The sequence below is a fragment of the Enterobacter sp. RHBSTW-00994 genome (genome assembly GCF_013782625.1).
GTDB lineage: Bacteria > Pseudomonadota > Gammaproteobacteria > Enterobacterales > Enterobacteriaceae > Enterobacter.
Map to the genome: position 1 here is coordinate 2,984,636 of NZ_CP056199.1, position 14,014 is coordinate 2,998,649.

10 protein-coding genes, 2 tRNA genes and 2 pseudogenes are annotated in these 14,014 nt (G+C 52.0%); 6 read left to right on the forward strand and 8 right to left on the reverse strand.

The genetic code is table 11. The features are described 5' to 3' along the window. Window positions 1-6 precede the first annotated feature (6 nt). Window positions 7-1,776, forward strand: coding sequence for an aminopeptidase P family protein (locus HV346_RS14445; protein WP_181620004.1), 1,770 nt, complete (start codon window positions 7-9; stop codon window positions 1,774-1,776). 372 nt (window positions 1,777-2,148) lie between these two features. Here HV346_RS14445 and HV346_RS23440 read toward each other — a convergent pair. Further along, a pseudogene (locus tag HV346_RS23440) lies at window positions 2,149-2,272 on the reverse strand (IS5/IS1182 family transposase); the annotation flags it as partial. A gap of 79 nt (window positions 2,273-2,351) precedes the next feature. Between HV346_RS23440 and HV346_RS14450 the strand changes: the two are divergent. Next, window positions 2,352-3,463, forward strand: a protein-coding gene (locus tag HV346_RS14450) for an IS3 family transposase (RefSeq protein ID WP_181619794.1) whose coding sequence is annotated in 2 segments (ribosomal slippage) — window positions 2,352-2,613 and window positions 2,613-3,463 — 1,113 coding nt in all. Because the reading frame shifts where the segments join, the coding sequence is not laid out codon by codon here. A gap of 17 nt (window positions 3,464-3,480) precedes the next feature. On the opposite strand, the pseudogene HV346_RS14455 reads toward HV346_RS14450, so the two are convergent. Further along, a pseudogene (locus HV346_RS14455) lies at window positions 3,481-4,080 on the reverse strand (phage integrase N-terminal domain-containing protein); the annotation flags it as partial. A 244-nt stretch (window positions 4,081-4,324) separates the two neighbouring features. On the opposite strand from HV346_RS14455, the gene HV346_RS14460 reads away from it, so the two are divergent. Then, window positions 4,325-4,672: a hypothetical protein gene (locus HV346_RS14460; protein ID WP_181620005.1), complete on the forward strand. Its 348-nt coding sequence runs from the start codon at window positions 4,325-4,327 to the stop codon at window positions 4,670-4,672. Window positions 4,673-4,881: 209 nt separating this feature from the next. Here the strand turns inward: HV346_RS14460 and HV346_RS14465 are convergent, their stop codons facing one another. Together HV346_RS14465 and HV346_RS14470 are read right to left on the reverse strand one after the other, a co-directional pair. Next, complete coding sequence (locus tag HV346_RS14465) at window positions 4,882-5,085, reverse strand: hypothetical protein (RefSeq protein ID WP_181620006.1); 204 nt, start codon at window positions 5,083-5,085, stop codon at window positions 4,882-4,884. A gap of 12 nt (window positions 5,086-5,097) precedes the next feature. Beyond that, on the reverse strand, window positions 5,098-5,787 hold the full coding sequence (locus tag HV346_RS14470) for a hypothetical protein (RefSeq protein WP_181620007.1): 690 nt from the start codon (window positions 5,785-5,787) through the stop codon (window positions 5,098-5,100). Between the two features lie 872 nt (window positions 5,788-6,659). On the opposite strand from HV346_RS14470, the gene HV346_RS14475 reads away from it, so the two are divergent. Next, window positions 6,660-8,900 (forward strand): glycosyl hydrolase 108 family protein, encoded by a 2,241-nt coding sequence (locus HV346_RS14475; protein ID WP_181620008.1) that lies wholly within the window; start codon window positions 6,660-6,662, stop codon window positions 8,898-8,900. A gap of 11 nt (window positions 8,901-8,911) precedes the next feature. Beyond that, window positions 8,912-9,274: a hypothetical protein gene (locus tag HV346_RS14480; protein ID WP_181620009.1), complete on the forward strand. Its 363-nt coding sequence runs from the start codon at window positions 8,912-8,914 to the stop codon at window positions 9,272-9,274. Window positions 9,275-9,547: 273 nt separating this feature from the next. Here the strand turns inward: HV346_RS14480 and HV346_RS14485 are convergent, their stop codons facing one another. From HV346_RS14485 to emmdR, 3 genes are all read right to left on the reverse strand, one after another. After that, window positions 9,548-10,810, reverse strand: coding sequence for an integrase arm-type DNA-binding domain-containing protein (locus tag HV346_RS14485; protein WP_181620010.1), 1,263 nt, complete (start codon window positions 10,808-10,810; stop codon window positions 9,548-9,550). 164 nt (window positions 10,811-10,974) lie between these two features. After that, a tRNA-Asn gene (locus HV346_RS14490) sits at window positions 10,975-11,050 on the reverse strand. A gap of 80 nt (window positions 11,051-11,130) precedes the next feature. Continuing rightward, complete coding sequence (gene emmdR / locus HV346_RS14495; protein WP_239006372.1) at window positions 11,131-12,573, reverse strand: multidrug efflux MATE transporter EmmdR; 1,443 nt, start codon at window positions 12,571-12,573, stop codon at window positions 11,131-11,133. 227 nt (window positions 12,574-12,800) lie between these two features. Between emmdR and HV346_RS14500 the strand changes: the two genes are divergently transcribed. After that, window positions 12,801-12,876: transfer RNA gene (locus HV346_RS14500), tRNA-Asn, on the forward strand. A gap of 157 nt (window positions 12,877-13,033) precedes the next feature. Here the strand turns inward: HV346_RS14500 and cbl are convergent. Then, window positions 13,034-13,984 (reverse strand): HTH-type transcriptional regulator Cbl, encoded by a 951-nt coding sequence (gene cbl / locus HV346_RS14505; RefSeq protein WP_181620012.1) that lies wholly within the window; start codon window positions 13,982-13,984, stop codon window positions 13,034-13,036. Window positions 13,985-14,014 lie beyond the last annotated feature (30 nt).

Genomic DNA, 14,014 nt, shown 5'->3' on the forward strand with positions numbered 1-14,014 from the left:
AAAACAATGCACACATCACCGTTATCCGCCCTGCGCCAGTGGCTTCAGGAGCATCATCTCGACGGGATGATCGTCCCACGAGCCGATGCCTGGCAAAGCGAATACTGCGCGCCGTATGACGAAAAACTGGCCTGGCTGACAGGGTTTGACGGCTCAGCCGGTCTGGCGCTGGTGTTGAAAGACAGGGCGCTCCTGTTCGTGGATGGCCGCTATCAGGTACAGGCACGCGTGCAGGTCAATATGGATGAGGTGGAGATCCACCATTTACATAACGAACCGCTGGCACAATGGCTGGAAAACAATGTCGAGGCCGGGACCCGGATTGCATTTGATGCGTTGTTAATGACCAACGCAGAGTACACCCAGCTTTCAGCCACCCCATGCGAACTCGTCCCGCTGAATGCCTCCCCTTTTGACACCTTATGGACCGATCGCCCCGCCGCGCCTGCGGGACAGATCCGCGAAATGCCGGAGGAGATCAGCGGCGAAAGCAGTGCCGACAAGCGTCAGCGTGTGGCGGCGATTCTGAACGGGAAAACGGCTGACTACCTGGCGATTACCCTGCCGGATAATATCGCCTGGCTGCTGAATGTCAGAGGTTCAGATATCCCCACCAGCCCGGTTCCGCTTTCGTTTGCTCTGCTGAACCGCGACGGCAATGTGGAATGGTTTGTTAACGAAGACAAACTTCACGCGTTACCGGCATCTGTGCGGGAGGCGTTCACCGTCTCGCCGCAGGATGACTTTATCGCGCGCTGCCAGCAACTTGCACACGGCAAACGCGTCCTGGTGGATGCGGACTCTGCGCCGGTTGCATTGCGTTTTGCCATAGAACCTGAGGGTGAAATTATCTGGCAAACGGACCCCATCACGCTGATGAAAGCCAATAAAAATCCGGTTGAGCTGGCGGGATATCGCGAGTGTCACCACCGTGACGGCGCAGCGTGGGTTAATTTCATCGCCTGGCTGACACGCGAAGTCCCTCAGCGACAGGCTGCGGGCAACCCATTGACCGAGCTTGAAGCACAGGCGCAACAACTGGCTTTTCGCGAACAGCAACCCGGTTTTATTGAACAAAGTTTCGCAACGATTTCCGCATCATCCAGTAATGCGGCGATGTGTCACTACCACTCAAGCGAGGCGAGTAACAAAGCTATCGTCCAGGATCACTTCTACCTGAATGACTCTGGCGGCCAGTACCCGAATGGAACCACAGACGCCACGCGAACGCTTGCCTGGGGTAAAGTGCCACCTCAGCAGCGGTTGCACTACACCGCGGTACTGCGAGGCTTTTTATCGCTCATTACGCTGCAATTCCCATCGGGTACGCAGGGCCACCAGCTCGATGCCTTTGCGCGTCGTCCGCTGTGGGAAATGGGGCTCGATTTCGATCATGGGACGGGCCACGGCGTGGGGCATCAGTTACTGATCCATGAAAACCCGCATCGTATCGCGAAAAAGGTTAACCCATGGCCGTTGGTGGCAGGCAATATCATGACCATTGAGCCTGGATATTATCTTGCAGATAGCCACGGTATCCGCATTGAAAACCAGGTGGAAATCGTCGAAAGCCGGCCCGGGTTCTGTTCTTTTGCCTCGCTGACACTCATCCCGATTGATCTCAGTCAGGTTGAACTGAATTTACTGAGTGAGCAGGAGAAACAGTGGCTGGATGAGTATCATCTGAAGGTTCGCGAAACGCTGTCACCGCGGGTCGATAGCGATGCACGTCCGTGGCTGTTTGAAGCCACTGCGCCAATCCGCGTTACCCGGTAAAACGTTGCGCGGGAGTAAACATCAAAACGGCAACCGGGTTGCCGTTTTGCATTTACCGTGTTCAGAAAAGCAAAAAGCCTGCTTTAAAAGCAGGCTTTTTAAATTTGGCTCCTCTGACTGGATGCGATATCTTATTTATCTCATTGAATTTAATTATCTTTATTCTTGAGGCAAAAACTGAGGCCCTTATAGAGGCCCCAAATGCATAATTGATTAAAAATGTGATTTGTATCTTGTTCGATAAGTTGGAGTTGCCTGCTCTGGCAATGCCCAATACAAGGAGTTGTAATGTTCTGCACCGCTACGAGCGATATTTATAATGGAGAGCTCTACCATCTTAGTTTATGTCTCGGTCAATGAAATACGCAGGCAACGATGGCAGAGCAAGTCTTTCAGCCAGATGTTCGTTGCTGCCGCTCAGAGGCTGATTCGCCATTGCATAGTTACGCTCATAGTACTTGTCTGGCCAGTATTACGCACCGCCTCGTGCTGGCATTGTAAGTATCCCGGCAAAACGGCCCATTCACTTTTAGAGATCTTCCGACATACTGATAATGTCCCCTGAGGAGATCGCTATGCGTAAGATCCGATTCACTGAACACCAGATCATCGCTGTATTGAAGTCCGTCGAAGCCGGACGTACCGTTAAGGATGTGTGCCGTGAGGCCGCTATTTCGGAAGCCAGCTATTACAACTGGAAGGCAAAATATGGCGGGATGGAAGCGGCCGATATTAAAAAAATAAAAGATCTGGAAGACGAGAATCGGAGGCTTAAACAGATGTTTGCTGATCTCAGCCTTGAGTGCCGGGCACTTAAAGACGTCATCGAAAAAAAGCTTTAAAACCAGCGATAAAGCGTGAACTTGTCAGCTATCTGACGGCACAATTTGCCATGAGTTTACGCCAGGCCTGCAGGACGTTATCGCTGAGCAGGACGGTGTATTTTTATCAGCCTGATACCCGGCGTGATGAACCGGTGATCCATGCGCTGACTGAGCTGGCAGAACGCTATCCGCGCTACGGTTTTAAGAAGCTTTTCCAACTGCTACGCAGGCAGGGCAATACCTGGAACCATAAACGTGTTCACCGGATTTATTGCCTGCTGAAACTGAATTTTCGTCGCAAGGGAAAACAGCGGCTGCCAGTGCGTAATCCAGCACCACTGGCGACGCCGCAAGCGCTAAATCAGAGCTGGTCCATCGATTTTATGCACGACGCGCTGGTCTGCGGCAGGCGCTTCCGGACCTTCAATGTGGTGGATGATTTTAACCGTGAGGCACTGGCGATAGAAATCGACCTGAATATCCCGGCTCAGCGAGTCATCCGGGTGCTGGACAGGATCGTGGCAAACCGCGGCTACCCGCTGAAAATGCGGATGGACAACGGGCCAGAACTGGTCTCGCTGGCGCTGGCACAATGGGCCGAAGAAAATGGCGTACAGCTCGAATTTATCAAGCCGGGTAAGCCTACACAAAATGCTTTTATCGAACGGTTCAACCGAACATACCGGACAGAAATCCTGGATTTTTACCTGTTCAGAACACTGAATGAAGCGCGGGAAATTACCGAGCGCTGGCTGATGGAATATAACAACGAGCGGCCTCATGAATCCCTGAATAACCTGACGCCGGAAGAGTACCGGCTGATGGCTGAAAAACCGGAAATCTCAAAAAGTGTGTGGAACTAAAACAGGTGTGCTTACACATTATCCAGCGCTTTTTTGACTGCGCCAGCATCCAGAATCACCGTTTCACGGGGCCGTCCGCCTTTGGTGCCGAAAACTACTGTCAGACGCGTATCGCCACGTTCAACGGCCTGTTTCCACATTTTCAGTGATTGTGCGCTCTGCACGGCTTCCTGAGAACGCAATCCCATCAGCCGCGACAGTTCCAGTGCTGCCGCCAGCCCCGGATCTTTCGCGCGGGCCATTTCCAGTACATGGTGGTAATGATCCGGCGTAATAGCCTGCCGTGTACCGTTACGCGATGCGCCAGAAAGCCCCAAAGATTTATTTGTCAACCGCTCATGCTCTGCCACTTGTTTACGCCCGGCCTGTTGCAGTACGGCACGCAGCGAAGCCATTTCATTCTGTAGCGTGCGTTTGCTGATCCCCTGCGCCAGTCTTTCATGAATGTAGTTTTCAATGTAGCGAACTTTGATCTGCGCCACACGCTGGATCTGGATGTTCAGCGCCCGTAAATGCTGGTCAAAACGTTGCACGATATGGATGCGATCGTTCACCGTTTTATGGCTGCCGCCACAGTGTTTTGCCAACGCCTTCATTTCACCGCCTAATTTGCCCATACACTTTCCCCCATGATCTTGCTAACACAAACGGTCTCCGGCGTATGCTTTTTGGCTGCGCCAGAACGATACCTTCACGCCGGAGTGGCAGCTTGTTGAGGTATAGGGAGTTTCAGCCAGTACACGGTACGGACTGCCTGCCAGAGCAGGAATTCTCCGGGGCATCATGCCCCCCTCGGTATCGATCTTTTTCTCCTCTTTTTTGCTGACAGTGGCCCAAAAAGGACGTATCAGATTAGGGAATATGCGCAGAAGCCCTGAAAACAGTGGTATAGGGCGGTGTGGTGGTTGTGCGTCACTTTGTCGCTTTGCGCGACGCAAAGTGACGCACCGGTTGAGTGCCGGTGCGAAAGATCTCGGATTCTGGCGCAGGTTAACGGTCACGCGGCAGCAAAGCCTGACGGCAATGCAGGCCGCAGCCCGTAAGGTAAAGGGGGCTGTTCCTCAGCCGGACAGGGATTTACCCGGAAATTTCAGATGTCGTGGAATGCTGACCAGAGCACTGGCGCAGCGAAAGGACATGTTGTCGGTAAAGTATGACCTCTGTCGCAGTGACCTGCGAGCCGGTGTTTGCGGAGGTATTCACCGGTAGGGGCTGCCATCCTGAGTTCCTCAAGCGCTTCTTTCAGGCCATGAAGCATGGGCGCTGTCAACGACAGCATTGTGCAACCCGGAGCTTACATCCGGCCGATGGACGTGAAAAGGGGAAACTCTTTTTTGATAAAAAAGAGTTTCCCCTTGATTTTTTAATCATAATGTGAATTTAAAATATTCTTACTGGTTCAGGCGACCGCATGCTGATTACAGCGGAAGCTTGTCCTCCCGCATACGACGGACTTCAGCTTCTTCAAAGATATCATGCAGACGGTGGAGCTGTTCGGCCAGAATGACCAGCAGGAGGTAGTTTGGCCCGGCCTCATCCGGGTTCTCCAGCATAACTTCCGTCAGAACACGGGCACGATCCACCAGTTCACGGGCATCGGGTTCAACAGGTTTCAGATTCATGGTTTCCCCCTTTCACTGTGGCCAGTTGCCGCCCCGGATACGGGCGATATCCAGCAGCAGTGACTTCATGGCCAGGCTGAGACTGCAGAGTGTGTGGATCACCGGTTCGTCGCGCGTCAGTTCGTCAGGTCTGCGCAGCCACTCATCAAAACAGACATGTATCCGGACTAACGTTGTGGCGATATGGTCCATTTCCACCCGCTCCACCGGACGTCCCTGCTGGTGCCAGTCGAAAACGGCGTCTGCAAGCTGGCGCAGATCGTCAATGACCGGCCAGAGCCCGCCGGGAATTTGTGGGTGCTCGCCGTCAAAACGCTGTTCCGTCAGACGCAGGGCGAAACTGTAGATCACTGAAGCCAGTAGCTGGCGGAGGTGGCGCAGTTTACCGGGGGTGTAGTTGTTGCAGTCGGCCAGGGCTGTGACTGTACGGGCCTCCGCGAGAGCGCAGGAGCTGTGGATTTCCAGGGCAAGACGAAGGGGATATTGGTCGGTACGGGACAGCGGACGGGCGGGAAAACGTTCCTTCCAGTAATCAGATTCGCCGACCCAGTGAAGAATACTGTCATGGTGCAAAATGCCAGCCGGAGTGGGACCCCGGATATCCAGAAGCTGGATCAGTTCGTCATTATCTGCGCAGGGCTGGGGGATATAGCAGTGGTGATCGAGTTTTTTTCTGAGTTCAGAGAGCGTAATAACCATCATGGTGGTGTTCTCCTGGTAAAAGGGAGTATTGCCACCTGAGTTCTCACGCTCACTGGTGGCAGCCCAGACAGGGGTGAGAAACCGGCTTACCAGACACCGGCCAGCCCGGAGGCTGCCCTGCCTGAGCCGCCATTGATAACCGCCAGCAACTCTCCACCAACAAAGAGTGCTGTATCAACAGATGCTCAGGACAATAACTGCGTATAACGCTGTTATTGTCTGGTAATTGCCCGGGTTCTCACGCCCGGCAGCCCCTTCGGGACTGCTCGGGTATTGTAGTTCATTCTGACCCGGCAGAAAAGCGGCATCCGGCACATGAGCGAGTAACGCAAAGAGAAGCCTGCCTGAGGTGGCGTATGTAATAAAAATACATACGCCACCTCAGGCAGGGGCGGAAACATCCTGGCGGTAACGTGGCAGGACTGGTAAACTATCCAGAATTGATTCCTGATGCAGTCTGAGCACGTAATGCTGCATCAGCCCTGCCTTTTGGTCTTTAGCCCTGTAGTCTTTTCGGGCTAGGCCGTTACCTTTATGACCATTACCCTTAGCCTTTTGGCCCTTTCCCGTTTAACAAACCTCAGGCAACTCTTCCTGGTCGGAAAGAAAACGCTCTTTCCAAAAATGCCCTTTCCCCACAGGGATACACAATATGACTTACACCCGGAATATAAATCAGATATTTTTACCCGTTAAATTTACAGGCTGTCTTACTGTTTCACTATGACAGATAGGTGCTGTCGCGTGTCATCTAGGTATCAGGAACAATCAAACGTTCAGTAACATATTATAACATATGGGAAATTTTGGTTAAGCGGTGACCAGATGTATGATGAAGTACCATTCGCCCATGTAAACTAAAGGGATTAGCTATGTCGAAGACGGAAAACGGCCCGCAGTTCCCGGCCATCCGCTGGCCGGTACCGAAAAATAACCGGGGCGGGGAGTTCAGTAACCTGGAGGAGATGCTGGCGCATCTGGAGGGTGAAGCTACCGGGCACTGGCTGATTGGCCGTAATGGTATGTGGCACGGTGGTATTCACATCACCGACACCACCACCCCGTGGTGTGCGCTCAGCGGGCAGGCGATGAATGAAGCGGTGGATTTTCCGGTGCCGTTTAAGGGAGAGCAGGCCGTGCGGTGCATGGCGGACGGTGAGGTGGTGGCGTACCGGATTAACCGGGATTACCTCAGCGTGCCGTGGTACTGGGGGGATTTACGCTACTCCGGGTCTTTTGTGCTTATTCGCCATCGTGTTCAGCCAGGGAAAACGGCAGAGAGTGGGCTGACCTTTCACACCCTGTATATGCACCTTGCTCCCTGGCTGGCCTACCCGGAGCAGGACTGCACGGCGTTCAAAGTTGCAGACGGCCAGCACCTGAATGCGTATGTGGATGAGTCCCGGCAGTGGGGGGCGGCAGAGCTGCCGTCCGGCACGCGGGTGACATGGGATAAAGCGGTCAGCGCCGACACGATGACCGGGAGCAACGGGCGGCAGTATGCGCACGTCACGCTGGAAGAGCCGCTCACGGGCAGCATGAGCCTGAAAACCGGCGACCGTGTGTGGACTGTGTGTGATAAGGGTAATCTGGTTCCGGCCCGCGACAGCGCCACCCGTCCGGCGTGGTGGTCGCCGTTCCTGCCACCGTCACGGGAAACCGTGCAGTTTGATACGGTCGTATGCCCGACACCTTACCCGATTAAGGCCGGAGACCCGGTGGGGCATCTGGGCTGGTTTCAGGTGCCCAGTGAAGACGGGCATGAAAAACGCTATCAGGCGCATATCGAATGCCTGACGACGGACGATTTGCCGCTCTTCCTGAGCAACCCGGAAGGTGTGGGGAGCGACACACCCGCCTTTGCCCGCTGTCCGAAGGGGATACCGGTGTACCTGCAATTCAGCGGCGGAGAAATACAGAAGGGGCTGGTAACCACGACGAGCGAAGCGGTGATGGCGCTGTCCGGGCAGGCGGTGACGGACAAAGAGGGTAATCGTTACTGGCCGGGCGGGTCGTCGCGCGGGCTGCTGGCGGATTCGGATGTTCAGCTGCTGTCCCGGTATGACCTGGCCGGCCGCGGTTTTGAGACGACAGAAGACAGCCCGGCGAGTTTTGACCATCTCGACGGGAAGACGCAGCCGAAAGGGCTGGTGAAGACGATTTTTGAACGGTTTTTCAGCGTGGCGGACAATGACGGGAAGCCCTGGAGCAAAGGGGATGCGTTCAACTACCGGCAGTTGCTGGACAAGATTGACGACGCGAAATCCCCCCGTTATAACCCGGAACAGTACCGGCGTGCGGTGCAGAACCCGTCAATGCGTGACCATCTGTACCGATTGTGCGTGAAGCACCCCAGTGACTGGTATTACTCGTCGGAAGCGCCGGTGTGGAAAACATTCTTTACGCCGCAGTTGAAAAAAGAAGCGCCGGAATGGTACGCCTACAGCGAGAAATTCCTGACAGACACGCGCTGGATGCACCGTGTGGCGGGGATGGTGGAGAATCCGTGGCATATGCACCCACTCGTCTTTCTGGATGCTATAAGTGTTGAAAAAGATCGATGCAAAGAATTATTTAGGAAAATATCGGGCGTCATCCTTCGTCATGAAGGTGGATATGTTAATGATCCCGATGATAAAGGCGGCGAAACAAACATGGGGATCACTATAGGGACATGGAATCGTTTTTCTATGGAAGATCTTGGAATACCTGCATCATCCGACACTCTGAAAGCCATGACGAAAGAGCAAGCTGAAATTATATATTATAATAATTTCTGGGAACCAAAAGGTTTTTGTAAACTAGAAAACACAAAAGTGGCTCTAATGATATATGACTGGACAGTGACCTCTCGCTGGGCTGTCAGAGAAGTTCGTTCATTATTGCACAATGAGTATGATACAAAACTGTCCATATCCAATATAATGGATGCTGATATGATACATTGTATTAATGCTATTGAGCAGCAGGATGCGTTCCTTAACAAATTAGCTCAATATAGGAAAGAGTATTATAGGTCATTAACCATGACCAATGGTCAACAAAACAACCAGATTAAATACCTTAAAGGTTGGCAGGGTCGGGTTGATGATTGTTTGAGGGTTACAGTATGAAGTATATATGCATGGCGTTATTATTGTTTTGTACTAATTCTTTTTCCCAGGATCTCACTGGGTGTTGGAAAAATGAAGGTAATTCATTTATGTATGATCTTATCCTTCATGAGGATAATGGAAAATTGTCAGGGACTTATTGTTTTATCAATGCGAATGGAAATAGGATTGATTGCGATAAAAACAATTCAATAGTTGATGGTTCCATTGATAATGGATTTGGAATAATATCGTTTGGCGGAAGTGGCGAAGGTAAATTAATTTATAATTATAATTATTTAACATTGAAAATGATAGACTCTACACCTTTCGACGATTTCAATATGCATATCCCTGAGGAAGTAAAATTTTCGAGGGCGAATGAATGTAAATAGCGAAACCAGTAGGAAAACCTTTAGAAAGAAACTCGAGATCTTATTGCTTAAGCCTGTCAGTAATTCTGTGTAACTGCCACCGCATTAAAGGTGATCGCTCAGGCGATCACCTAACTCGATTCCAGGCTACGTATTTCAGGCTGTTACGTACCAAAAGACGAAGATCTCTGATTTAACACTGCATTGATTTTGGGCCAAGGTCAAAAACGATAGTATTCAGCTTTTTGTTGGAAATAAATCTGGGGCAATTCATGAATCAATAGTATTTTTCTGTTACGAGACTTCTTTTAGGTCGCCAGCATACTGATAAGGCGACATATAGCGTTCGGTGTTTGCATCCAGATAATCCGCCCACCACTGCATCATAGCGATCCGTTCCTCCAGATATTCAGCCTTATGAATATAGGCGGCACGCACGCTGTTCCTTTCCTGATGGCTCATTTGCTTTTCAATCGCTTCTTTGCTCCACAGCCCCGACTCACTCAGCGCGCTGCACGCCATCGCCCGAAAGCCGTGACCGCAGATCTCTTTTTGGGTGTTGTAGCCCATCACACGCAATGCTTTGTTGATGGTGTTGTCGCTCATGCATTTATCCTGATCGTATTCGCCGGGGAAAATAAACGCCAGATGCCCGGAGAGCGCTTCAGTCTGCTTCAGGATCGCCATTGCCTGATCGGACAGCGGGACGATGTGCTGCGTTTTCATTTTGGTGCCACGGTGAGAGAAACGCACGTTTTCGATCTGCTCCCGTTCTTCCGGGATTATCCAGAGCTTCTGCTGCCAGTCGATTTCACTCCAGCGGGCAAAGCGCAGTTCGCTGGAGCGCACGAAAAAGAGCAGCGACAGCTTAAGCGCATACTGTGTCAGCAGCCTGCCGGAGTAGTTATCCGTCCGGGATAACAGTTCAGGCAGTTTCTCAAGCGGCAGGGCCGGGTAATGCTGTGTTTCCGGCGGCGTAAATTCACCGTCCAGATCCAGAGCGGGGTTTGATTTGATTAACTGCTTTTTCACCGCATAGCGCATGATTTCCGTAACGTAGTTTTTCAGTCGCGCGGTGACCTCCATAAAGCCTTTGTTCTCCACCTTACGCAGGGTAAACAGCAGATCTTCCGTGACGATTTGATCTATGTATCTGTCCCCGATATCCGGAAAGACATACATTTCCAGCCTGCGCTGGATGGTCGTCGCATAATGTGCAGACCAGCGGCGGTGATCGGCATGCCAGTTCATGGCGATCTGGCGGAATGTCTGTCCGTTTTTCTTTTTCTGCTGTGCGATTTTTTTGTCAACGGCGGGATCGACCCCTGCACGCATTTTAATACGCGCCGAATCGCGGAGCTGGCGTGCCGTAAGCAGGGAAACATCCGGGTAAGGACCAAAGGCCAGCTTCTTCTCTTTCCCGTCAATGCGGTACTTCATATACCAGAGTTTTGAGCCGTTGGGTTTGATCAGCAGGTACAGTCCGGCACTGTCGCCGAGTTTGAAGGGGTTGTCAGTGGGTCTGAGCTTGCGGATAGCGGTATCAGTGAGTGCCATAGCGGGGGCTCCATTCGTTCAACGAACCGTGAGGCCCCCGATTAAGCCCCCAAAAATTACAGATGTCAAGAAACCCGGCAATCCTTACCAGGACAACCGGGTCAATCTAACTGCTTGTTTTTATAACATATTAAGACTCACTGAGACGTCTTAATACTAAAATATGGCTCCTCTGACTGGACTCGAACCAGTGACATACGGATTAACAGTCCGCCGTTCTACCGACTGAACTACAGAGGAATCGTGTGAACGGGGCGCATATTATCGATGCTACCCCGTGATGTCAAAGGCAGAATGCAGAATTCTGATCGTTTGCCGATTTATTCTCCATTTCGGCCATTTGGTACGCATTCTGCGGTTCCTGATTCAGCAATCCCCGATTTCTTGCGGGGATATTTCCACAGCCAGCGGCCACTCACCATACGCCAGTAGAACAGCACACCGCGAACTGCCCAGTCGAGGAACATACCCAGCCAGACGCCGACGACGCCCATCCCAAGCATAATTCCCAGCGTATAGCCTGCCACCACGCGACAACCCCACATGCCCAGCATCGACACCCACATCGCAAACCGGGCGTCACGTGCGCCCTTCAACCCGGCAGGAAGAACCCACGATGCCGCCCAAATCGGCATAAACAGGGCATTCAGCCAGATCAGTATCTTGACCACCTCTTTTACGTCGTCTTCGTGTGTATAGAAGGAGGCCATCAGCCCGGCAAAGGGCGCAGTCCCCCAGGCTATCGCCGTCAACCCTATCGTCGACAGCCAAAATACATGGCGCAACTGGCGTTCTGCCTGGCCTATCTGTCCTTTTCCAAGCCGTTTGCCTGTGATAATCGTCGACGCAGACCCCAGGGCGTTCCCCGGAAGGTTGATGAGCGATGCAATGGAAAAGGCGATAAAGTTACCGGCGATGACATCCGTCCCCATTCCTGCAACGAACATTTGCGTGAGAAGCTTCCCACCGTTAAACAGCACGGACTCGATGCTGGCCGGGATCCCAATCCCCATCACTTCCCAGATAATGGCGAAATTGAGTGGCCGGAAAAAGCTCCTGAAGGTAATGCGCAATGCCGGGTTAAAACCCGCCATCAACACCCCAACAATAGCGAACGCACCGATATAGCGGGAGATTGTCAGCCCAAGACCTGCGCCGACAAACCCCAGCCCATCCCACGAGAAAACGCCGTAAATCAGGATACTGCTGATGATAATGTTCAGAATGTTCATCCCACCGTTAATCAACAGCGGAATTTTGGTGTTCCCTGCCCCACGAAGCGCACCACTACCAATTAAGGCTATCGCCGCCGCCGGATAGCTCAGAACGGTCATCTCCAGATAGGTCAGCGCCAGATCTTTGACTTCATTCGTCGCTTCCCCGGCAACAATATCGATAATTTCTTTACCGAAATAATGGATCACCGCTGCCAGAATGATCGAGAAAATCGTCATGATCATGAGCGATTGTCGGGCTGCTTCGCGCGCCCGTTTGGGGTCGAGTTTGCCCAGGCTGAAAGCAACAACAACCGTGGTCCCGAGATCGATAGCGGCAAAAAACGACATCACTACCATATTAAAGCTGTCGGCCAGCCCGACGCCTGCCATTGCCTCTTTACCGAGCCAGCTTACCAGGAAGGTGCTCAATACCCCCATCAGCAGGACGCAGGTATTCTCCAGAAAAATAGGTACGGCAAGAGGGGTGATTTCACGCCAGAACAAAACACGATAGCTTTTGCGTTTAGCATACCAAGGCGTGCGCATGAGCACCTGGCGTAAGGGGGCGGTGACGTTCAAAAAGAGACCTTAGCGAGAAAGTTGAAACTCCATTTCAAATGATGATGGAGAAAAGCTAATCCTGCAAAGTATTTTCCACAAAAATATGTTTGGAATTACAACAAACTGACGACAGAATCAGCAATCAATCGTATTCATCTAAGATCAGGTTTGACAAAACTTTTTTCGCCGCTAAGATAGGCCTCCAAACCGATTCCTCTGTAGTTCAGTCGGTAGAACGGCGGACTGTTAATCCGTATGTCACTGGTTCGAGTCCAGTCAGAGGAGCCACATTTAAAAAGCCTGCTTTTGAAGCAGGCTTTTTGCTTTTCTGAACACGGTAAATGTGAAACCGCTGCCCTGTTGGCGTTTTGAGTTTTTGCTCTCTCAGCCCTTTGGGAAAAGGCCGAGAAGAGAATATTACGCTACCGGTTAACTCTTCCCATGCCTAAATCTGATAATCGATCGCCACTTCTTCCGGTTCCATCACCTGACGCTTAATTTCATCCACCGATAGTCCCGCATTGCATAACTCGATAAATCGCCACACGTAGTTGCGCTGTAATTGCCCACGCTTCAGGCCCAGCCATACCGTATTCGCATCAAACAGATGCCGTGTATCAAGGCGTACCAGATTGCCTACTTCACGCTCACCACCGGACTGTTCAGCCACAAGACCGATCCCCAGACCGAGCTCCACATAGGTTTTAATGACATCGGAATCCTGCGCACTCAGCACCACATCTGGCGTCAGCCCTTTGCGATTGAAGGCCTCGTCAATGCGAGAACGTCCGGTAATCCCCTGACGGTAGGTAATAAGCGGCCACTTGCTGATCTCTTCAAGCGTAAGAGGAGAAACCTGATGAAGCGGATGGTCAACAGGTAAAAGCAGGCTGTGATACCAACGAAACCAGGGAAATGCCACCAGCAGCGGATCGTTGCTGAGTCGTTCGCTGGCTATTCCGATATCCGCCCCACCGTTTTGCAGCAACACTTCGATTTCCTGCGGTGTTCCCTGAATCAGTTCCAGGCGAACCTCCGGGAATAGCTCACGAAATGCTTTGATGACGGGAGGTAAACTGTACCGTGCCTGAGTATGGGTCGTCGCGATGGTCAACACGCCGGAGGCATCATTGGTGAAGAGATCGGCCAGCCGACGAACATTGCTGGCTTCATTGAGGATCCGCTCGGCAATGGTCAGTAAAGCCTTGCCAGGCTCCGTCATACCAAGCAGGCGCTTGCCGCGACGAATGAATATTTCAATACCAAGCTCTTCTTCCAGCTCACGAATATGGCGGCTCACGCCCGACTGGGAGGTATAAAGCATGTTGGCGACTTCGGTCAGGTTGTAATCCCGCCTTGCCGCCTCACGGATAATTTTAAGTTGCTGGAAATTCACGATTCACTCCGCCGCATCTGATATCGCTCT

Excerpts from the sequence above, each read along its gene's own strand:
- HV346_RS14480 (WP_181620009.1), top strand. The coding sequence starts at position 8,912 with ATGGCGTTATTATTGTTTTGTACTAATTCTTTTTCCCAGGATCTCACT.
- HV346_RS14465 (WP_181620006.1), bottom strand. The coding sequence starts at position 5,085 with ATGAATCTGAAACCTGTTGAACCCGATGCCCGTGAACTGGTGGATCGT.
- HV346_RS14475 (WP_181620008.1), top strand. The coding sequence starts at position 6,660 with ATGTCGAAGACGGAAAACGGCCCGCAGTTCCCGGCCATCCGCTGGCCG.
- HV346_RS14485 (WP_181620010.1), bottom strand. The coding sequence starts at position 10,810 with ATGGCACTCACTGATACCGCTATCCGCAAGCTCAGACCCACTGACAAC.
- HV346_RS14470 (WP_181620007.1), bottom strand. The coding sequence starts at position 5,787 with ATGATGGTTATTACGCTCTCTGAACTCAGAAAAAAACTCGATCACCAC.
- emmdR (WP_239006372.1), bottom strand. The coding sequence starts at position 12,573 with ATGCGCACGCCTTGGTATGCTAAACGCAAAAGCTATCGTGTTTTGTTC.
- HV346_RS14460 (WP_181620005.1), top strand. The coding sequence starts at position 4,325 with ATGCGCAGAAGCCCTGAAAACAGTGGTATAGGGCGGTGTGGTGGTTGT.
- HV346_RS14445 (WP_181620004.1), top strand. The coding sequence starts at position 7 with ATGCACACATCACCGTTATCCGCCCTGCGCCAGTGGCTTCAGGAGCAT.